The 19,745-nt window shown below is 59.4% G+C and carries 19 protein-coding genes; 3 read left to right on the forward strand and 16 right to left on the reverse strand.

What is annotated here, in order from left to right; genetic code table 11:
• Nucleotides 1-104 precede the first annotated feature (104 nt).
• The gene (locus tag BT173_RS19150; RefSeq protein ID WP_139256010.1) at nucleotides 105-653 is read left to right on the forward strand and encodes a hypothetical protein; all 549 of its coding nucleotides are present in this window, start codon (nucleotides 105-107) and stop codon (nucleotides 651-653) included.
• A 75-nt stretch (nucleotides 654-728) separates the two neighbouring features.
• On the forward strand, nucleotides 729-1,157 hold the full coding sequence (locus tag BT173_RS02465; protein ID WP_072427040.1) for a hypothetical protein: 429 nt from the start codon (nucleotides 729-731) through the stop codon (nucleotides 1,155-1,157).
• Nucleotides 1,158-1,625: 468 nt separating this feature from the next.
• Here the strand turns inward: BT173_RS02465 and BT173_RS02470 are convergent, their stop codons facing one another.
• The 4 genes from BT173_RS02470 to BT173_RS02485 all read right to left on the reverse strand — a co-directional run bounded on the left by BT173_RS02470 (nucleotide 1,626) and on the right by BT173_RS02485 (nucleotide 5,781).
• Nucleotides 1,626-2,699, reverse strand: a complete 1,074-nt coding sequence (locus BT173_RS02470) for a hypothetical protein (protein ID WP_139256011.1) — start codon at nucleotides 2,697-2,699, stop codon at nucleotides 1,626-1,628.
• 139 nt (nucleotides 2,700-2,838) lie between these two features.
• Nucleotides 2,839-4,005: a DUF6708 domain-containing protein gene (locus BT173_RS02475; RefSeq protein WP_139256012.1), complete on the reverse strand. Its 1,167-nt coding sequence runs from the start codon at nucleotides 4,003-4,005 to the stop codon at nucleotides 2,839-2,841.
• Between the two features lie 177 nt (nucleotides 4,006-4,182).
• Nucleotides 4,183-4,764, reverse strand: coding sequence for a hypothetical protein (locus BT173_RS19155; protein WP_139256013.1), 582 nt, complete (start codon nucleotides 4,762-4,764; stop codon nucleotides 4,183-4,185).
• 234 nt (nucleotides 4,765-4,998) lie between these two features.
• The gene (locus tag BT173_RS02485; protein WP_072427044.1) at nucleotides 4,999-5,781 is read right to left on the reverse strand and encodes an inositol monophosphatase family protein; all 783 of its coding nucleotides are present in this window, start codon (nucleotides 5,779-5,781) and stop codon (nucleotides 4,999-5,001) included.
• A gap of 168 nt (nucleotides 5,782-5,949) precedes the next feature.
• On the opposite strand from BT173_RS02485, the gene BT173_RS02490 reads away from it, so the two are divergent.
• The gene (locus BT173_RS02490) at nucleotides 5,950-6,702 is read left to right on the forward strand and encodes an RNA methyltransferase (protein ID WP_072427045.1); all 753 of its coding nucleotides are present in this window, start codon (nucleotides 5,950-5,952) and stop codon (nucleotides 6,700-6,702) included.
• 12 nt (nucleotides 6,703-6,714) lie between these two features.
• Here the strand turns inward: BT173_RS02490 and astE are convergent, their stop codons facing one another.
• From astE to aotJ, 12 genes are all read right to left on the reverse strand, one after another.
• A complete protein-coding gene (astE, locus tag BT173_RS02495; protein WP_072427046.1) occupies nucleotides 6,715-7,689 on the reverse strand; it encodes a succinylglutamate desuccinylase in 975 nt (324 codons plus the stop codon).
• 17 nt (nucleotides 7,690-7,706) lie between these two features.
• Nucleotides 7,707-9,053 (reverse strand): N-succinylarginine dihydrolase, encoded by a 1,347-nt coding sequence (gene astB / locus BT173_RS02500; RefSeq protein WP_072427047.1) that lies wholly within the window; start codon nucleotides 9,051-9,053, stop codon nucleotides 7,707-7,709.
• Between the two features lie 25 nt (nucleotides 9,054-9,078).
• On the reverse strand, nucleotides 9,079-10,542 hold the full coding sequence (astD, locus tag BT173_RS02505) for a succinylglutamate-semialdehyde dehydrogenase (protein WP_072427048.1): 1,464 nt from the start codon (nucleotides 10,540-10,542) through the stop codon (nucleotides 9,079-9,081).
• Nucleotides 10,543-10,628: 86 nt separating this feature from the next.
• Nucleotides 10,629-11,648 carry an arginine N-succinyltransferase gene (astA, locus tag BT173_RS02510; RefSeq protein WP_072427049.1) on the reverse strand — a complete coding sequence of 340 codons (1,020 nt, stop codon included), beginning with the start codon at nucleotides 11,646-11,648 and terminating at the stop codon, nucleotides 10,629-10,631.
• 16 nt (nucleotides 11,649-11,664) lie between these two features.
• Nucleotides 11,665-12,672: an arginine N-succinyltransferase gene (astA, locus tag BT173_RS02515; RefSeq protein WP_072427050.1), complete on the reverse strand. Its 1,008-nt coding sequence runs from the start codon at nucleotides 12,670-12,672 to the stop codon at nucleotides 11,665-11,667.
• Between the two features lie 46 nt (nucleotides 12,673-12,718).
• Complete coding sequence (locus tag BT173_RS02520; protein ID WP_072427051.1) at nucleotides 12,719-13,930, reverse strand: aspartate aminotransferase family protein; 1,212 nt, start codon at nucleotides 13,928-13,930, stop codon at nucleotides 12,719-12,721.
• Between the two features lie 147 nt (nucleotides 13,931-14,077).
• Nucleotides 14,078-15,067: a GlxA family transcriptional regulator gene (locus BT173_RS02525; RefSeq protein WP_072427052.1), complete on the reverse strand. Its 990-nt coding sequence runs from the start codon at nucleotides 15,065-15,067 to the stop codon at nucleotides 14,078-14,080.
• Between the two features lie 2 nt (nucleotides 15,068-15,069).
• Entirely contained in the window at nucleotides 15,070-15,837 is a 768-nt protein-coding gene (locus tag BT173_RS02530; RefSeq protein WP_281247333.1) for an ABC transporter ATP-binding protein, read from the reverse strand.
• A 61-nt stretch (nucleotides 15,838-15,898) separates the two neighbouring features.
• Nucleotides 15,899-17,017 carry a succinylglutamate desuccinylase/aspartoacylase family protein gene (locus BT173_RS02535; protein ID WP_072427053.1) on the reverse strand — a complete coding sequence of 373 codons (1,119 nt, stop codon included), beginning with the start codon at nucleotides 17,015-17,017 and terminating at the stop codon, nucleotides 15,899-15,901.
• Nucleotides 17,018-17,026: 9 nt separating this feature from the next.
• The gene (locus BT173_RS02540; RefSeq protein WP_217651387.1) at nucleotides 17,027-17,740 is read right to left on the reverse strand and encodes an ABC transporter permease; all 714 of its coding nucleotides are present in this window, start codon (nucleotides 17,738-17,740) and stop codon (nucleotides 17,027-17,029) included.
• 2 nt (nucleotides 17,741-17,742) lie between these two features.
• A complete protein-coding gene (locus tag BT173_RS02545) occupies nucleotides 17,743-18,444 on the reverse strand; it encodes an ABC transporter permease (protein ID WP_072427055.1) in 702 nt (233 codons plus the stop codon).
• 181 nt (nucleotides 18,445-18,625) lie between these two features.
• Nucleotides 18,626-19,402 (reverse strand): L-arginine-binding protein AotJ, encoded by a 777-nt coding sequence (gene aotJ, locus BT173_RS02550; RefSeq protein ID WP_072427056.1) that lies wholly within the window; start codon nucleotides 19,400-19,402, stop codon nucleotides 18,626-18,628.
• Nucleotides 19,403-19,745 lie beyond the last annotated feature (343 nt).

The following is a 19,745-nucleotide window of genomic DNA, read 5'->3' on the forward strand; positions in this document are numbered from 1 at the left end:
ATGACGGGTGGAAACGCCATCGTGGCACTGCGGTGCCCTAGCGGCTTCGCCGCTCATCCGAGACGGGGAAGTCCCTTTTATTCGTTAAGTTGGCAATCACGACTATGAGCGACCATTCCCAATCAGTCATCTTCCCTTCTGTTGGCGAACAAGACGCTGCGAGTCTAGGCGGTGACCTGCTGGCATGGCTAGTTTCAGAGGGCATCCTTATATTCACGCCTTGTGATTGCGTGCTTAGCTCCGCCCTCGGCTATCCGCCTGGTCCCAACTATGTGGCGGCAACGGGCATGGCCGATGGAAATTTGCTGCAGCTTAAGACTAACGGCGCAGAGTTCAGCATTAGGCGAACCGTATTCGACGCCGGCGGCAATGGCTTTTCCCTCATCTGTCCGTCTTGTGCCGCAAGGTTTGAACGGCTACCGCACTGGGGTGATGCGGTAAACGATTGGTTTTGCTCCGCCGGCGAAGGCCAACTGGCCTGCCCAGCATGCTCTGTTACGCAAACAGTGGAAGAGTGGCTATATGACCCGCCATACGGCTTTGCCAGTTTTGGTATTACGTTCTGGAACTGGCCGCACCTCACTGAAGGCTTCATACAGGCGCTCGCTGCTCGCACCGGTCACTGCGCCCAGGTCATACGCGCGAGTATCTGACGCTCGGCCTCATCCATGTATCGAGAGGAATCGCCAGAGAAAGCCGCGGCTCGCCTCTCATGTCAAACGCATGGCATGTCACTTATTTTTCGGGCCACTTACACCATGAAGCCATACATAGGTTCCAAAAACCGATACAGGGGCGCAGCAGTCGCGCTTGCGCTCCTCGCAAACTGCCTAGCTTTAGCCCAAGCACCCCAAGACGACGAGTCGAAGCTAATTACAAAAGTAAGGGCAGACGGGACGCTTTTTGGCTTCGCCCAAGCTTGCAAGTTGACGCAAAAAGAAATCAAAGACCTCTTCGATCTCAAGCTCGCAGCAACCCGTGAGCTAGTGCAATCTAAAGTGCCGCACTACACGCCCGAGCACTTCAAAGCGGACTTCAGAAACGGCATTGAAATCGCAAAAGGCTTCGTCAGGCTTACGGATCCAGAGTCCGATGCGTATAAGAGAAACTGTGAAGATATTCAACAGAAAGTCAAATCGCTTCTGCAAAAAAAATGATGAGGGAGTTGGGCAGAGGAGGCAGCAAACGTTTTGCTGCTATGTAAACCTAGATATAGCATTCCTCTCTAGTTCCAAGCGCAACCGCCATTTAAGCCATAAACTGCACCACTAAGCACGATACTGCAGTGTCTTTTAGCCCGGAAGCCCCTTAATGGCGAGCCAATTTCTATTGGTGCCGGAAAGAGCACTACGCTCACGCTAAATTTCCTCTTACCCCTTTCGTACGAGATTTTTATGCCTAGCACACTCAGACGAGCAAGCCATTTAAAGCAAAGCGCTCATCCAGCATTTTCATATGGATACTGAAATCAAGCTCCCTTCCAGAGGAGAAATGCGCTGAATTATATTGTCTAGACCTGAGTGAAAGCGAATCAGAGGTCAGCAGGGCGTAACGGCCTAGGCTGGCGCTGCCGGTGTCGCACTGATATTCACCCTCACACCAGCGTTTATTGCTCTCTCAATGCTTCAGAATACAATCAGTCTAACAAGCCAAATCCAAAAGAGCATGCCAAGGCCTAAACAGATCGTCATCCACAGTGCGATGTAGCGCGCAGCCTTAATGCGTATAGCCAGATCTCCAGTCTCGGCTTGGCGAATATGGTAAGGGTTAGGCGCACTTGGCGCAGCGGGTAGCCACTCCTTGGGCAGCTTGACACGCCGGCGAAACAGCATTCGAAACACGTTAATTAAAAATGCTGGCGCAAAAATCACCATCATAAAACTAACCCAATGGTTGAATTTTGGTAAGCCATTCCGATTTCGTAAATCTGCTATCAAGCCTTGACGTTCGTGAAATTCCCAATACGGCCCTTCGTCGAGCATTTTCGCCTCAAAACCAGCCGGCGGCGACAGTTCGACAGCAGGAAGGCTTTCTGGCCTATCTTCCATGTAACGGCGTATAAACTCCCACATTGCATGGCAATTTGCCCAGCCCCAAGTATGTCCTGTGCTTACCATCAGGCCATACCCTGTTTTTTGCTTCCGCCCGTTTGGAAGGCTATCGTCCCGCTCTATCAAGGCCAAGTAATATTGCCGTTGCGCGCCTGCGGCAAGCATGATGCTGTGAAGTAGAATTGGTCTTACCTTTTTCCACTCCAGTGCAATTGGCCTGCCCTTATGAGACCCCACTACCAATCCAAGACGGCGATTAAATATTACCGGACTGGGTGCTGGCAATATCATTCCGAGATAGATCAAGTAAATCGAAAAGAACACCCCACCCACCGAAAGAACAATACCAATTAGTGTAAAAAACCAAAGCCCACCACCAACAGGAAAAACAGCCTCAGAGAAGAAAAAATCCTTTATGATGGAAAATAGCATGTACGGCAGAAAAATCAGGCCAATTAATTGAGATAGCAAGCCGAGACCGATCGTGAAACTACCTTGAGGCTGTCCATCAAATATCAGCGCTTCACTATCCATCCGTGTAATGACGCCACCGCCCGAATCGGGTGCTTCTTTTACTGGCAATTTCACTTCATCGCACAAGCCGGTTAACTTCAGCGGCGGAGGACGCTTTGAATTAATCTGACTCACACCCAAATCTTGCTCTCCAATATAGATACAGGCCGTTTTCAGGACTGATAGATCACTGTAACTTTCAAATCATCAGATAGGCTAAGTCGACAAATTCATGAGCACAGGGTTCACGCGTTACCCTTTAACTCCGGTCAACTCAATAACCTATCAATAACCGCCTAAGCGTCAAACCCCACCAAAAGAATGCCACCACCTCTGCAACAAATACACCAAGCAGAATGAACACAAAGCGGCGACGGCGCGGCGTATCCGCTTCGAACTGAGCCTGGGCAAGATTGACCTTGGGCTGCGCCGTCGGCGGCAGTTTGAATACGGTAGTGTCGAGTTCACCCCAACTCACCTTCCGGGCTGTGCGATATGCGATCCAATGACACAAACCAATCAGCAATAGCAGCGGTGCCAGTAGCGTGGCCGGAATGCTCAGAATCCGCCCCCATAGCCGCTCCCCACCCGTGGTCGACTCCACCAACCGCGTTAGCGGGTTGCACGCGTCCCAAAAGTCGATCAGCGTCACCCGCTGAAACTTATCCACGGCATCAGGCACGGCATCGGGCCCCTCCTCCATGAAGCGACGGATGGTTTCCCAGAGCGCAACGCGATCACTAAAGGGACCAGCCAGCGAATCATTACCGATACGAAAGCGCTCAAGGACTTGCCCACTGGCGGGGTCGAGCACCGCTAACTGCAGATAGCTGACACGGCCTGCCGTATTACCATTGGTAACCATATTCCGGGTCACTTCCGCGCGGATATTCTCCCAGTCATAAATCTTGATTTCCGGTTTGCCCGGCTTTGGTATCGGCTCATACCCTGGCCACTTTCGGCGTGGAGCGCGGAACCAGTAGAGTTTGCGCGTTGTTCTATCAAATCGAAATGGCTCACTTTCATAAGCCCAAAAGGTTAGATAGTAACCAGGGTAGCTTAAATAAAAAGCCATAAGCACCGTTATGACCGCAACAATAAGAGCTTCCAACCCCAAATAGGAGTCAATGCTCAACAAGGACCAACCCAAAAAAGCCAACGTCGCAGGCAACATAACCAAAAGAAGAGGTGACGCAAATATAAGAATCCAGCGCCGCTGAGTCCACCCGCCTTTAATCTCAAGAAAGACCTCATTCTTAACGGATACTTCCTCTGCAAGCTGCGGCAATTCACCAACAATTGTTTGCGTATGGATATCGGGCAAGGTCTTTACTACGCCACCATAGACACCCTTAGCCGGCGGCTGCAAAGCCGGGGAATTCGTCTCCGACTCCTTCACCCAAGGACCTGATTCCCACCGAGGCTTTTGATCAGCTCTCATCATTGCGCACCTTAATCGATCAGTTAAAACACCTGACCTAGACCACCAACTCAATAACACCCATACAATGTACTATCCATGAAATTACAGATGAGCGCAGCCATTATTAATAAATATAAATGAATTCCTAACGAAGGACATCAAAGATCTGACAAGCACCAAGGTTTGAATACCCCCTCAATCCTCATCATATTGATACACTTCTATCGCTGACCGCACCTGTCGTGAAGGAGCATTCGGCATGTACTCATTCGCCAATTCCAGCACCTCTGAAATAAAGAAATTGCGTGCTTCCAACTTGAGCATCTTGCCATCGTGAAATAGAAATACGATCCACTCCAAGCGGTCGATATTTTTTGGATACACCAGCTCCTTAACTTGGTCATAATGCCAGCATCGGGTGATTTTCACTCCTAAAACCCACACCTCCCGATAGGTAATCCTCTGCAATACCTGATCGAATTCCAAGTACCTACCAAATAAAGCAATTCTTCTCACGTCAATCCGCGGCATTTGATACCAATATATAACAACTGGAATTGAAACAATAGCAACAGAAGCCAGCGACACCAAAGATAATTTAGGCAAAACCCAAATAATAGAAAAGATACCTACCACTAGCGCCAATAAAGGAATAACCACAATTGCAGACCAAAAACTCAATGAGTCTGCAACACAGCTTTCAACCATAGACATAGTCTTTAGGCGCTTTGTATTATAAATTGCCACATCAGTCATATTCAAAACAGCAACCCTCAAACCAGCATCCAAACTTAAGCAATGCAGGAAAACCTGATTGGATAAGTCCGTTGGATTTTTTTGCTAATAGTTAGACGACAGCACATCGATACCTGCGCCTACAACGCAAATATATCTGATTGCAAACAACATCATTCTGCCAATATTTATTGGCATATAAAGCAATCACTAAACAAACGGGATGGCTGCCCCAGCCATCCCGTTGGTACTGCACGCCAGCAATGACGTAGTGTGTTACTTGCCCGGTGCCTGCAGGGTTTGCAGCAATTGGGCGAAGGCACGCGGGGTGCCGGCCACGACATCGCCGCTTTCCATATAGCCGCCCTCACCGCTCAGATCGGTGATCAGGCCGCCCGCTTCCTGTACCAGCAGGCTGCCAGCAGCGATATCCCAAGGCTGCAGGCCCATTTCCCAGAAGGCGTCGTAACGGCCGCAGGCGATATAGGCGAGATCGAGCGCTGCCGAGCCAGGGCGGCGTACGCCGGCCGACTTCTGGATGACGGCACCCAGCTGCTGCAGGTAGACATCGAGCTTGCCGAACTGCGAGTAAGGAAAACCGGTGCACACCAGCGAATCGGCCAGTTCCTTGGTCTTCGAAACGCGGATACGGCGATCATTGAGGAAGGCACCTGCGCCGCGGGTGGCGGTGAACAGGTCGTTGCGGTTCGGATCGTAAACCACAGCCTGGGTGACCTGGCCCTTGTGCGCAAGCGCGATCGAGATGCAGTACTGCGGCACGCCGTGCAGGAAGTTGGTGGTGCCATCGAGCGGGTCAATGATCCACACATCGTCGCTATCGCCGCGTGAACCACCCTCTTCGGCTAAAATCGCGTGCCGCGGATAAGCCTCCAGCAGGGTATCGACGATGGCTTTCTCGGCCGCGCGGTCCACTTCGGTCACGAAGCTATTGTGATCCTTGCTTTCGATACGCAGGTGATCGACGTTATTGGAAGCACGTTGAATGACGGAGGCGGCGCGGCGGGCGGCTTTGATGGCCGTATTGAGCATCGGATGCATGGCATGGTCCTTGGGGCAAAGATTGAGCTCCCTGCCGGGGAAGGATAGACGAGCCGGCCAACAGGCGTTGGCAAAGCATGCGATGCGGCAGGAAGCAAAGAACAAGTAAAACGGCGTCGGTCGGAACCGGCGCCGTCAATTTTTCAGCATTTTACGCGAAGTCAGGCAATGAATAAACCCGTCAGTCACCCTTTGGATCAAGTCCGTATCGTGCTCTCGCACACCAGCCTCGCGCGCAATATCGGCAGCGTGGCGCGTGCGATGAAGACCATGGGGCTGAGCCGTCTCTATCTGGTCAATCCCAAGCGCTTCCCCGATGACGAAGCGGTAACGCTGGCCTCGGGCGCGCACGATATCCTGGAGCAGGCCATCGTGGTCGATACGCTGGAAGCCGCACTGGCCGGCTGCACCCAGACCGTGGCCACCTGCCCGCGCGTGCACGAGCTGAGCGTGCCGCGCCACAACCCACGCCAGATCGCGCCCATCCTGATCGAGCGCGCCCAGCTGGGCGAAGAGGTGGCTATCGTGTTCGGCACCGAGATGTCGGGCATGACCAATGAGGAGGTGCGTAGCTGCAACCGCCTGGTAACCATTCCCACCAATCCCGACTATGCCTCGCTCAACCTCGCTCAGGCGGTGCAGATTCTCGCTTATGAGCTGCGCTGCGCGGTGGACGACGATATCAGCCATCTGGAAGAGAAGCCGCAGCTGGCCGCACATGATGATATCGAGCGCTTCTATGTGCATCTGGAACAGACGCTGGTGCAGCTCGAATTCCTTAACCCGGACAACCCGAAGCGGCTGATGCCGCGCCTGCGACGCATGTTCGGGCGCATACAGCTGGAAAAACTGGAAGTGGATATCTGGCGTGGCATCCTGCGCGCGGTGCAGGAAGGGCCGTACCAGAAGAAGCGCGACTAGCGCGGCGGCCGACTAAAGCGTGGTTGGCACCACCAGGAGGCCGGCGCGCAGGCCGTTCTTCACCTTGCGATTGGGGAAGACGATGCGGGCGCCCGGCTCCTCCACCACAAAGCGCTGCGCGCCATCCTCGGCCAGCAGATAGCCTGCGGCCAGCTCGGTAAAGTTCTCCACCGCATCGTCCAGATGCAGCACGAAGGCATCGCTGTGCTTGACCAGCTCGCGCGCGACCTTGAACAGCGTGGGCTGCGCGGCGCTAGCGCGGTAGTCGCGCTGCTCACCGGCGATCAGGCGGCGCAGCTCAGCTTCCAGCTTATCCAGCCTGACCTCCTGGTTCTGCCCGAATGGCCGGGCCTTACCCAGCTCAAGCGTGAAGCCGTGCGCACCGCAGTGACGACGCGTGTAGTAGGAAAACGTCGGCGAAGCCTTGGACTGCAACAGCACTGCTTCAATGCCGCAGGCGGCCAGGCGGCCGATTTCGCCCGCATCAAAGGCCTGCTCATGCGGGAAGGGATAGATGGCAAATTGCTCGATCTTGGAGCCGCGGATCGCGGTATGCAGATCGTAGTGGAGCTTCCAACGCGATCCGGATGCGGCAAAGAAGGCACAGGCCGCCTGTTCGAGCTCACGCGCACGCTGGGCAGCCGGCCCGTCGCCGGTCTGCTCGCGTGGCTTGCCGAACAGGCGGTTCAGATCATCGTCCAGATAGCGCTCATTACGGCGCATCGCCTCCGGGTTGCCGAAAGCGAACAGCAGGCGCGCACGCGGCAGCAGCTGGCCATCAAGCACCTCCTGCAGCAGGCTGGCCGCCAGCTCGATCGGCGCGGTCTCGTTGCCGTGGATGCCGCAGGAGATAAACAGATCGAACACCGGCGCCGCAGGTTCGATGGCCAGCAGGCCTTCACCAAGCACACTCAGGCGCAGCCCGCCGGGCAGGCCGGCCGGCCAGTCGGGCGACTGCGCATGCAAGAGTTGTTCGAGATAGTTCATCGCCCTGCCCTGTTCGTTCAAGCCAGCTGGAAGGGATAGACCGAGCCGAGCTTGAGGATCTGGGTCAGCTCATCCAGTGCGGTGCGGCATTCGATCAGCAGCTGCGGGTCGGCCAGGTCCGCGGCGCTCAGGCGGTCGCGGTAGTGCTGGTTCACCCAGGCGGTCAGCGTGCCGTATAGCGCCTCGTTCATCAGCACGGCCGGGTTGACGGCCGCCAGCTCGGCGTCGCTCATCGCCACGCGCAAGCGCAGGCAGGCCGGGCCGCCGCCGTTCTGCATCGACTGCTTGAGGTCGAACACCTTGACCTCATTGATCGGCCCGCCACTGGCAATCAGCTTGTTCAGATAGGCCCAGACCCGTTCAATATTGCGGCTCTCTTCTGGCACCACGATGATCAGCTTGCCATCGCCCTTGCTCAGCAGCTGGCTGTTGAACAGATAGGATTTAACCGCCTCTTCCACCGTCACCTCGGCCTCGGGCACTTCGATGGCGACAAACTTGCCGCCCACGGCCGCCAGCTTGCGATCGAGCTCGCTCAGCACGGCCGCCTGGTCGAGGAAGGACTTCTCGTGGTGGAACAGCACATTGCCATTGCCGACCGAGATCACGTCGTTATGGAACACGCCCTTGTCGATGGTGTCCGGGTCCTGCTGTGCGTACACGACCAGCTCGTCACGCAGGCCGTGCAGGCGGGCAATCGCCTGGCTCGCTTCCAGCGTCTGGCGCGCTGGGAATTTCTGCGGCTTGGGGTAGCGGCTGTCAAACGCGGCCTGGCCAAACACGAAGAACTCCACACCTGGCTTGTCATACTCGGCACAGAAGCGGGTGTGATTGGCCGCGCCCTCATCACCGAAATGCATCTGCGCGGGCAGTGCCGGGTGATGCGCAAAGTGGCGCTCATCGCGGAACATCGCCTGCAGGATACGGCCGGTGGTCGGGTGCTCGATGCTGCGGTGGAACTTGTTGTTCAGATTGGCCGGAGTGAAGTGCACGCGGCCATCGAAGGTATCGGCCGAGGGCGAGACGGTGGCGGCATTCGCGGTCCACATGGTCGAGGCGGACGAGCAGGCGGCCAGGATCGCTGGCGCCTGCTTGGCAGCCTTGGCGATCACCTCGGCATCGCTGCCGCTAAAGCCGAGCTGGCGCAGCGCCGGAATGCTCGGGCGCTCATGCGGCGCCAGCACACCCTGCTTGAAGCCCGCATCGTGCAGGGCCTTCATCTTGGCCAGACCCTGCAGGGCAGCCTGCTTGGGGCTGGCCACCACATTCTGGTTGCCGGTGCTGGCCACATTGCCAAAGCTCAGGCCGGCATAGTTATGGGTCGGGCCAACCAGGCCATCGAAATTCGCTTCAAAAGCAGCCATTGTTCGTCTCCGTATCAGGCTGGTTTTACATCGTCATGCCGGCCGGCATGCTGGCGGGCTTGCTGAGTGTCGGGGTTTCCAGTCCGGCCACCGGGTAGCTACAGTAGTCGGCCGCGTAATAGGCGCTGGCGCGATGGTTACCGCTGGCACCCACGCCACCAAACGGCGCCGCGCTCGAGGCACCGGTCAGCTGCTTGTTCCAGTTGACGATGCCAGCACGGCTTTCCTGCCAGAACTGCTCGTACAAGGCCTTACTATCGCTGAGCAGACCTGCGGCCAGGCCGTAGGCGGTGGCATTGGCGAGTTCAATCGCATGCTCAAACGAATCGGCGCGCTGTAGCTTGAGCAGCGGGCCGAAGTGTTCCTCATCGGCGAGATCAGCCACGCCACTCACATCGAGAATGCCGGGGCTGAGCAGGGCGGTACCGGTCTCCAGACGGCGCATTTCCAGCAAGGGCTTGGCGCCGCGTGCGATCAGATCGGCCTGGGCGGCCAGTAGATGATCAGCCGCGCCGACCGAGATCACCGCACCCATGAAAGGCTGCTCGGCATCATCCCAACGCCCGACCTTGAGCTGGGCGCTGACCTCGACCAGGCGAGCCAGGAAAGCCTCGCCCGCAGCGCCCTCGGGCACGATCAGGCGGCGCGCGCAGGTGCAGCGCTGGCCGGCCGAGATAAACGCCGACTGGATGGTCTGGAATACGGCGGCATCGATATCGGCCACCTCGGTGACGATCAGCGGGTTATTGCCGCCCATTTCCAGCGCCAGGATCTTGTCCGGGTGGCCAGCAAACTGCTTGTGCAGATAGTGGCCGGTATTGCTGGAACCGGTGAAGAACAGACCATCGATGCCGGCATGCCCGGCCAGCGCCACGCCGGTGTCCTTCGCGCCCTGCACCAGCTGCAGCACACCCTGCGGCAGGCCGGCTTTTTCCCACAGCGCCACGGTCAGGTGCGCCACGCCGGGCGTCAGCTCGGATGGCTTGAAGATCACGGTATTACCGGCCAGCAGGGCCGGCACGATATGGCCATTGGGCAGGTGGCCGGGGAAGTTGTAGGGGCCGAACACGGCCACCACGCCATGCGGACGGTGGCGCAATACGGCCTGGGCGTCGCCCAGCGTGCTTTCCTTCTCGCCGGTGCGCTCATGGTAGGACTTCACCGAGATATCGATCTTGCCCACCATGGTGGTGACCTCGGTCAGCGCTTCCCAACGCGGCTTGCCGGTTTCCAGGCCAATTGCATCGGCCAATTGGTTCTTGTGCTCATTCAGGAGCTCGGCAAAGCGGCGTACGATGGCTTCACGCCCCGCAAAGCCGAGCGCGCGCCAACCCTTGAAGGCCGCGCGCGCGGCACTGACGGCTGCAGCCACCTGTTCGGCCGTGGCCGCCTGGCCCTGCCAGACTGGCTGCTGGGTGACTGGGTTGCGTGAGCTGAACGGCTGGCCAAGGCCGGCTTGCCATTGGCCGTTAATGAATTGCTGGGTCATGAAGGCTACTCCGGTTACCGCCAGGCCCTGCCCGCCCTGGGCATGCCCGACTCGATCTTGAACGAGGTCAGCTGTGCGGCAAGCGCTCAGCCGCGCGCCGACAGCAGCACGGCGCGCGCGCTGGCGCCAGGCTCGATGCCCAAGCGCTCGATGACCGCACGCTCGAGCGGCAGGCCGGCCGGGGTCGGCTCGGTCTGGGCGAGGCAGACGCGGAAATCGTCGAGCTTGCGGTTGGCGACCAACCAGCTGCGCCCGGTGGTCTTGTCTTCCGGCTTTGCGGTGTAGGTTCTGCTATCGCGTACTGCACGGATATCGTGCAGCTTGGATTCGATGGTCGGGCCGGCGTCGAAGATGTCCACATAGCCGTTGTAGCGGAAGCCTTCGCCTTCCAGCATGGCCAGCGCCGGGCGGGTGTTGTCGTGCACCTGGCCGATCACCGCGCGCGCTTCCTCGCTGAGGAAGGCGGTGTACACCGGGTGCTGCGGCATCAGCTCGGCGATAAAGGACTTCTGGCCAATGCCGGTCAGATAGTCGGCCTCGGAAAATTCCATCTTGAAGAAGTGCCGTCCCAGGCTTTCCCAGAACGGCGAGCGACCGGCCTCGTCCGACACACCGCGCATCTCGGCGATCACGCGCTCATCGAAGCGTTCGGGGAATTCGGCCATGAACAGGAAGCGGCTTTTCGACAGCAGGCTGCCATTGCTGTCGCGCCGGTATTCGGGCTGCAGGAATAGCGAGCACAGCTCGGCCGCGCCGGTCAGGTCATTGGTCAGGAACAGGGTATCGAGCTTGCGATACACGCCGATTTCGCGCGAGCTGTGCACCGACAGGCCAACGCGGTAGTTGTACCAGGGCTCAGTGGAACCCACCGCGCCCTCGATGCCGCAGATGCCGGCCACATGGCCCTGCTGGGCATCATCCTCCAGCACGAATACAAAGCTGGAATCGGCCGGATTGGGCGCCCCGGCCACGGCGGCCAGCGAGCTTTCGATACGGCGCGTCAGGCGCTCCTCGTTCACCGGCAGCGTGGTCACGCCCACGCCGGTGCTGCGTGCCAGCTGAATCAGTGCCGCCAAGTCGTCGCGGCGGATGGAACGTACGCGCATAAATAGTCCTTTTGGCTTACAGCGGTGCGCAACGCACCGTGTCGCCGTTCTGCAATCCCAAAGCCGTCATGGCGGCCGCGCTCAGCACGAGCTCGTCGTCGTGCAGCTGCGCCTCGGCCACCGTGCAACGGAAGTCATCCAGGCGAGTGCTGGCCACCAGATAGCTGGCGCCGGCACCCTCGCCTTGGCGCACCGTAATCAAACGGCTCTGGGCGATGGTGCGGATGGCGGCGGTACGCGCATACAGCGTCGGGCCGCCGTCGAAGATATCGATATAGTTTTCCGTCTCGAAGCCTTCGCGTGTCAGCACATCGAAAGGCACGGCCGAGCTCGGATTGATTTGCCCCATGGCCTCCTGGGCCGCATCGCTGAGCAAGGGCACATAGATCGGATGCTGGGGTACCAGCTCGGCAATGAATTTGCGCCCCTTCACCCCGCAGTAGAACTCCGCCTGCTGGTAGTCGATGCCGAAGAAATTGCGTCCGACCGCATCCCAGAACGGGCTCGATCCATCCGCGCCGTTCACGCCCACCATTTCGGACACCACGGCATCGGCAAAGCGCTCCGGCCATTGGGCGATGAACAAGAGGCGCGCGCGCGACAGCAGATCACTCCAGCAGCTGAAATCCAGCGTGGGCCGGCAGTAGAAGGAGGTCAGCAGGGTGTTGCCGGTCAGATCGTGGCAGAGCGACAGCGCATGGATCTTGTTATGGATGCCCAGGCCAGGCGAGGCATGGATCAGCGTCTCGTTGCGGTAGCTGTAGAAGGGCTCGTTGAAGCCGGCCGAGGCCACCACGCCCGACACGCCGACCAGCTCGGCGCTGGTCGTGTCTTCCAGCACGAAGAAGTAGCTTTCCTCGCCATGGAAGCTCACATCAGCGGCGAAGGAGTCGACCGAGGCCTGTATGCGCCGGTACAGCGTGTCACGGTTAGGCGGCAGCGAAGTCACGCCGACCGGACTTTCCTTGGCCAAGACCTCCACGCCCGGCAGGTCGGACAAGCGGCTGGAACGCAGAACAAGCACGCAGTAGCTCCTCGGTTCGATCGTTATTATTCAGATCCAGGCGGGCTTACTTGGCCAGCAGCGTGTCGACCGCCTGGGCGAAGCGCGCCATGCCCTCGTCGATATCAGCATCGGCGATCACCAGGCTGGGGGCGAAACGCACCACATCCGGGCCAGCTTGCAAGACCATCACGCCGGCCTTGGCCGCTGCAGTCATGAAGTCCTTGGCGCGGCCCTTGTAGGCATCGGCCAGCACGGCGCCGATCAAGAGGCCCATGCCGCGCACTTCCGAGAACACGCCGGTCTTGGCTGCGATGGCATTAAGCTGGCTGACAAAGCGGGCATGCTTGGCGCGGATGCCGGCCAGCACTTCCGGGGTATTCACCACATCGATGACCGCCTCGGCCACCGCACAGGCGAGCGGGTTGCCACCATAGGTCGAACCATGCGTGCCAACGCCGAAGTGCTTGGCAATCTTCTCGGTGGTCAGCATGGCACCAATCGGGAAGCCACCGCCCAGCGATTTGGCCGAGGTCAGGATGTCCGGCGTCACGCCGTATTCCATGTACGCATACAGCGAGCCGGAACGGCCAACACCGGTCTGCACCTCATCGAACACCAAGAGCGCCCCGTGCTGGTCGCACAGCGCACGCACCGCCTCGAGATAGGCCTTGTCGGCCGGCAACACACCGCCCTCGCCTTGCACCGGCTCCACCACCACGGCGGCGGTCTTGTCGCTGATGGCAGCCTTCAGGGCCGCCACATCGTTGTAAGGAATATGCTTGACGCCCTGCGGACGCGGGCCGAAGCCATCCGAGTACTTGGGCTGGCCACCCACGGTGACGGTAAAGAAGGTGCGGCCGTGGAAGGAATTGGTGGTCGAGATGATTTCGTATTTCTCGCTACCTGCCACATCGATCGCGTATTTGCGGGCCAGCTTGAAAGCGGCCTCATTGGCCTCGGCACCCGAGTTACAGAAGAACACCCGCTCGGCAAAGGTGGCCGCGACCAGCTTCTTGGCCAGGCGCAGCGCCGGCTCATTGGTCAGGCTGTTCGACACATGCCAGATCTTGCTGGCCTGCTCGGTCAGCGCCTTCACCAGGGCCGGGTGGGCATGGCCAAGCGCATTCACGGCAATACCGCCGGCGAAATCGATGTACTCGCGACCAGCCTGATCCCACACGCGCGCGCCCTCGCCGCGCACCGGAATGTAATCGGCGGGTGCGTAGTTGGGCACCATCACTTGGTCAAAATCGGCGCGGGTCACGGTCTGGTTCATGGTCTGGATCCTTTCGATCGATGATTGCTGCTTATTCTAAGGAGGTCGCCGGCAAATTGATTGCCGGATTGCGACATCCAAGTACGTGCTGAGAACCGCCAGTCGCCGTGCGAGCAGATGCGGCGCACAGTGCCTGCCTGGCGGCGTTTACTCGGCCACGCTGCGCACCGAACCTTGCTGGCGGTCTTCGCGCGGGGTGAGCTTGAAATGATTGCGATAGGCGCTGGAGAAATGCGGGCCGCTGGAGAAACCGCAGGACAGGCCGATCTGGATAATTGACTTCGAGGTCTGGCGCAACATCTGGCGCGCGCGGTTCAGGCGCAGTTCCAGATAGTACTGCGAGGGCACGCTATCCAGATGCTGCTTGAACAGACGCTCAAGCTGGCGGCGCGACACGCACACATGCTGGGCGATCTCATCGGTGGTCAGCGGTTCTTCCAGATTCGCCTCCATCAGCAGCACCGCCTGCACCAGCTTGGGCTGATTGCTACCGACCCGGTTGGCCAGCGGGATGCGTTGGCGGTCGTCACGACCGCGTATCCGTTCCAGCAACAGGCGCTCGGCCACGCTGGCGGCCAGCTCGGCACTGTGCTGGCGTGCCAGCAAGTGCAAAAACAGATCGGCCACCGCCACCCCGCCGCCGCAGGTCGCGCGGTCCTTGTCCACTTCGAACAGTGCGGAAGAGACGATGACCTGCGGATGCCGCTCGGCGAACGCTTCCAGCCAGGTCCAGTGCACGGTAGCGCGGCAACCATTTAGCAGGCCAGCCGCCGCCAGCCAGAACGCCCCAGCATGCCAGGCGCCGAGCAGGCCGCGCTGGCGCCCCAGGCTGGCGAGCGCACCGAGCACCGGGTCGGTGGCCGGCAAGGGCTTGGGCAGATCACCGGCCGCCACGAATAGCAGCGGGTAGCCGCCATCGCTGCGTAGCGCCTCATCCACCGCCTGCAGCCGCCCGCTACGGGAGGCTACCGGCCGCCCATCCATGGACAGCAGCTGCAGCTGGTAGAGCGGCATTTCCGCTAGGCGGTTGGCCTCGGCCAGGCAATCCTCCAGCAAGCCGAGCTCGCCCGGGGTAAAGCCCGGTAATAGCAAAACGCCCAAGCGCTGGGTGGCTGGCTTGTCGGCGTAATCGAACATGCTTACTTCAAACTGCCCTTGAGGAACTGCTGCAGGCGCTCGCTCTTCGGATTGACCAGCACCGCCTTGGGGTCGCCCTGCTCTTCGATCAGGCCCTTGTGCAGGAAGATCACATGGTTAGACACCTCGCGCGCGAAGGCCATCTCATGGGTCACCACCACCATGGTGCGGCCTTCCTCGGCCAGCGCCTTCATCACGCGCAGCACTTCACCGACCAGCTCAGGGTCGAGCGCCGAAGTCGGCTCGTCGAACAGCATGACTTCCGGCTCCACCGCCAGCGCGCGGGCAATCGCCACACGCTGCTGCTGGCCGCCCGACATATGCGCCGGGTATTTGTCTTCCACGTCCTTCAGGCCGACCTTGTCGAGGTATTTGCGCGCGCGGGCAATCGCCTCGTCCTTCGGTACCTTCAGCACATTCACCGGCGCTTCGATGATGTTTTCCAGCACGGTCATATGTGCCCACAGATTGAAGTGCTGGAACACCATGGCCAGCTTGGCGCGCATCATCTGCAGCTGCTTGTCGTCGGCGGCCTTGAACATGCCGTCCTTGGCGGTGACCAGCTTCATTTCCTCGCCAGCCACGGTGATGCGCCCCATATGCGGACGCTCGAGCATATTGATGCAACGCAGGAAGGTGCTCTTGCCCGAGCCGCTCGAGCCGATGATGCTGATCACATCGCCCGCATTGGCAGTCAGGGAAACGCCCTTCAGCACTTCATGGCTGCCATAGCGCTTGTGCAGATTATCGACAGATAGCTTGATGCTCACGGTGGTCTCCAATTTTTTACTCTGTCGCCCGCTGCGCCCCGCGCAGCCGGCCAATATCCGTTCAGGCGCTCAGCAGATTGCCGCTGCGGAAGGCCACTTTGCCAGCCACCTTGCACAGGTCCATGCCTGCCGTGGCATAGCGCACGATGCCGCGTGCATACAGCACACCACTGACCCCGGCCAACACCGGGCTGACCCGGTCGCTGAGCGGGTCGATCACATCGGCCACCACCTCGCCCGCCTCGACGTAATCACCGGGCTGCTTGAGGAAGGCGACCACGCCGGCATGCGGCGCACGCAGGGTTTCCGATCCAGCCAGCGGCGTGGGCTGGCAAGCTGGCTCAGGCAAGGCAGGCGCCGGGCCGGCCAGCACGCCGCGGTGCTGCAGGAAGGCGAGCAGATTGGCAGCGTCCTGTTCGGCCAGGTGATGGTAGACATCGGTCTCGCCGCGCAGCTCGACCGTGGCCGACAGGCAGGCGAGCGGAATCGGGAAGCGCCCCGCGTACTGCTCGGCCAGCCGCCACCAGTGGCCACTGAGCGCCTCATCGAAGGAGGCGCCGCCCGAGCCCTTGGCCAGCAGCACGGCACGTGCGCCCAGATAGCGATTGAGCGGCTCGGCCTGATCTAGATAAGGCGTCTCGGTATACACATGCAGGACGGCATCGAAATCGCAATGCAGATCGAGCACCACATCGGCGTCGTAGGCGAGCGAGACCAGGGTGTGGCGCAACGACGCGAGTTCGGTCGTCGGCTGGATGGCAGCCAGCGCCTCGCCCATCGCAGCGCGGATCACGCGCTTGTTCGCCTCGGCATCCTGGCTCAGACGGCTGGCGATCTGCTCGCCCAGCAAGGCCAGGAAGTCCGGGTACTGGCGGTTGAAGTTCTCGCCACTGGCAAAGTCGAAGCGACCGAGCTGGCCGTGCATCAGGGTCTGGTTCAGGCCAATCGGGTTGGCTACCGGCACCACCACCACCTCGCCCAAGAGCTCACCGCGTGCTTCCAGCGCGGCCAGCTTCTGCTTGAGGTGATGCAGCACCAGCATGCCGGGCAATTCATCTGCATGCAGGCTGGCTTGCAGATAGACCTTCTCGCCGCGTCCGGGCTGACCGTAATGAAAGCTCAAGAGCTCGCGCTGGGTGCCCACGCTGGGGCTGAGCAGCGCATGACGTTTGACTTGCATACGGTCTCCTTAGGCCTTGCGCGGTTGCAAATAGGCGAGCCAGCGCCGCTCGGCCAGCTTGAACAGACCGACCAGGGTGAAGGTCAGCACCAGATAGATGGCGCCGGCGGTGATAAAGGCTTCGAACGGCAGGTAGTAATCGGAATACACACTACGCGCGGCGCCGGTGATATCCATGAGCGCGGGCACGGTGCTGGCCAGCGAGGTGCCGTGCAGCATCATGATCACCTCGTTCGAATAGGACGGTAGCGTACGGCGCAGTGCCGAGGGCAGCACGATGCGGCGCATGACCTGCCACTTGCTCATGCCCATGGCCTTGGCGGCTTCCACCTCACCATGATTGGTGTCGCGGATCGCTCCGGCCAGCATCTCTGTCGTGTACGCGCAGGTATTGAGCGTGAAGGCCAATACGCAGCAGAACAGCGCATCCTTGAACGGTTTGAACAGCGCCACCGTATCCCAGTTGGCCTGCACGATGTCGAGCTGGGCCACACCGTAATAGATCAGATAGACCTGGATCAGCATCGGCGTACCGCGCATCACATAGGTGTACAGCCAGACCGGGGTGGACAGCCATTTATTGCGCGATACGCGCAGCACGGCCAAGGGGATGGACAGCAGCGCACCGATGCTGACTGAGATGACCAGCAGCTTGAGGCTGACCAGGATGCCCTGCCAAAACAGCTTGAGCGTGGCGGGCTCGAAAATGACGTCGAATTGCATGATCAGAACTCTCCCCGGCGCACGCCCATCGAGTATTTCTTGTCGAGTTGTTTGAGCACCACCAGGGAAATGGTGGTGAAGGCCAGGTAGATGGCGCCGGTAAACAAGAAGAACAGCATGGGCGCCATCGGCGTGATGCCGCGCGCAGCCGAGGCAGCCTGCTTGGCCAGCATGGTCATATCGGGCAGGCCGAGAATCGACACCAGGGCAGTGGCCTTGATCAGCACCAGCCAGTTATTGGTAAAGCTGGGCAGAGCCAGCCGTATCATCTGCGGCACGGTGATGCGGAAGAACACCCGGGTATTGCTCATGCCGAAGGCCAGACCCGCCTCCATCTGACCCTTGGGGATGGCCATGATGGCGCCGCGGAAGGTCTCGGTCATATAGGCGCCGTAGATGAAGCCTATGGTCAGTACGCCAGCCACGAAGGGATTGATTTCCACGTACTCGGTGTAACCGACCGATTCGAGCAACAGATTGAGCAGGATCTGGCCGCCGTAGAAAATCAGCAGCATCAGCACCAAATCGGGAATACCGCGTATCACGGTGGAATAGATGCCAGCCAGCCAGTTCAGCAGCTTGTTTTGCGACAGCTTGGCCGTCGCACCCAGGAGGCCAAGCACAACCGCCACCAGCAGGGAGCCCAGGGCCACCTCGAGCGTGAGCACCGAGCCCTTGAGAATATTCAGTACGTACTCTTCCATCTTTGATCTCTGTGCCGCTTGAGGGAGTGCGGCCTTGGTGGGCGTTACCGTGCAGTATGAAGCGTAAGACGGGGACTGCAAAAGCCCGCGAGGGCTGACCAGCACGGCCAGGCGCCGTGTGGCGAACAGACAACCGGCATGGCCCGCAGGCCATGCCGGAGGCGATCAGACAGAAGCCGGTTTACTTGCCCCAGACTTCGAAATTGAAGTACTTGTCGTTGATCTTCTTCCAGGTGCCATTGGCGCGGATGGTGCCGATGGCCTTGTTCAGGGCGGCCTTCAGATCCTGGTCGCTCTTGCGCACTGCAATGCCAGCGCCCTCACCGAAGTACTTCGGCTCATTCAGCACCGGGCCCACAAAGCCCCAGCCCTTGCCGTCGGCGGTCTTCAGGAAGCCTTCATACACTTCCACGCTATCAGCCACGGTACCGTCCAGGCGGCCGGACTTGATGTCCAGATAGACCTGATCCTGGGCTTCGTACGGCACGACCACGGCGCCAGCGCCTTCCAACTCACCCTTGGCATATTTTTCCTGGGTGGAACCCTTGAGCACGCCGATCTTCTTGCCCTTCAGGTCGGCCGGCACGTTCTTGATCGCGCCACCCAGCTTCACGACGATGCGCGAAGGGGTGTTGTAGTACTTGCCGGTGAAGTCGACGGCGCGCTTGCGCTCTTCGGTGATGGACATCGAGGACACGATGGCATCGTACTTCTTGGCATTCAGGCCGGGGATCATGCCGTCCCAGGCTTGTTCAACGAATACGCACTTGGCCTTCAGCTCGGCACACAGGGCGTTGGCGATATCCACGTCAAAACCGGTTGGCTTGCCATCGGGGGTCTTGTAGGTGAAAGGCTTGTAGGTCGCATCGATACCGACGCGAATTTCTTTCCATTCCTTGGCGGAAGCAGCTACGGACAGCGCCAGTGCGATCGCACCGAACAGCGCAGTTTTCTTCATTGCCTTACTCCTAATTGTGATGTGCTTTAGAAAGGACCCGGGAAGACGCCGCATTCCACGGCCATCTGCAAGCCAGTGCCGGAACTGATTGTAAGCCCGACAGGGCAGCGGATAGCTTCCCTGAATGCGACATTTTCGTACACGGAGCGTGGCAGCGTGCAACAAGTTTAACAAGCAGACGCTAATGGATTTCCCCAAGCTGTTGCCTGCATACCAATTCACGCAATGCGGCCTGCAGTCTATAACAATGTGTCGCATCCCCTAATACAGGTAGTCGATTTACTGCGGCTACAATACGCCCCGAATTCGCAGGCAATGGGATTCCAGACTGCACAGTCTGTCT

The sequence above is a fragment of the Chitinimonas taiwanensis DSM 18899 genome (genome assembly GCF_900119825.1).
Lineage (GTDB): Bacteria > Pseudomonadota > Gammaproteobacteria > Burkholderiales > Chitinimonadaceae > Chitinimonas > Chitinimonas taiwanensis.

Excerpts from the sequence above, each read along its gene's own strand:
- aotJ (WP_072427056.1), bottom strand. The coding sequence starts at position 19,402 with ATGAAGAAAACTGCGCTGTTCGGTGCGATCGCACTGGCGCTGTCCGTA.
- BT173_RS02485 (WP_072427044.1), bottom strand. The coding sequence starts at position 5,781 with ATGCATCCGATGCTCAATACGGCCATCAAAGCCGCCCGCCGCGCCGCC.
- BT173_RS02525 (WP_072427052.1), bottom strand. The coding sequence starts at position 15,067 with ATGTTCGATTACGCCGACAAGCCAGCCACCCAGCGCTTGGGCGTTTTG.
- BT173_RS02535 (WP_072427053.1), bottom strand. The coding sequence starts at position 17,017 with ATGCAAGTCAAACGTCATGCGCTGCTCAGCCCCAGCGTGGGCACCCAG.
- astD (WP_072427048.1), bottom strand. The coding sequence starts at position 10,542 with ATGACCCAGCAATTCATTAACGGCCAATGGCAAGCCGGCCTTGGCCAG.
- astB (WP_072427047.1), bottom strand. The coding sequence starts at position 9,053 with ATGGCTGCTTTTGAAGCGAATTTCGATGGCCTGGTTGGCCCGACCCAT.
- BT173_RS02490 (WP_072427045.1), top strand. The coding sequence starts at position 5,950 with ATGAATAAACCCGTCAGTCACCCTTTGGATCAAGTCCGTATCGTGCTC.
- BT173_RS02545 (WP_072427055.1), bottom strand. The coding sequence starts at position 18,444 with ATGGAAGAGTACGTACTGAATATTCTCAAGGGCTCGGTGCTCACGCTC.
- BT173_RS19150 (WP_139256010.1), top strand. The coding sequence starts at position 105 with ATGAGCGACCATTCCCAATCAGTCATCTTCCCTTCTGTTGGCGAACAA.
- BT173_RS02465 (WP_072427040.1), top strand. The coding sequence starts at position 729 with ATGTCACTTATTTTTCGGGCCACTTACACCATGAAGCCATACATAGGT.
- BT173_RS02475 (WP_139256012.1), bottom strand. The coding sequence starts at position 4,005 with ATGAGAGCTGATCAAAAGCCTCGGTGGGAATCAGGTCCTTGGGTGAAG.
- astE (WP_072427046.1), bottom strand. The coding sequence starts at position 7,689 with ATGAACTATCTCGAACAACTCTTGCATGCGCAGTCGCCCGACTGGCCG.
- astA (WP_072427049.1), bottom strand. The coding sequence starts at position 11,648 with ATGCGCGTACGTTCCATCCGCCGCGACGACTTGGCGGCACTGATTCAG.
- BT173_RS02540 (WP_217651387.1), bottom strand. The coding sequence starts at position 17,740 with ATGCAATTCGACGTCATTTTCGAGCCCGCCACGCTCAAGCTGTTTTGG.
- BT173_RS02520 (WP_072427051.1), bottom strand. The coding sequence starts at position 13,930 with ATGAACCAGACCGTGACCCGCGCCGATTTTGACCAAGTGATGGTGCCC.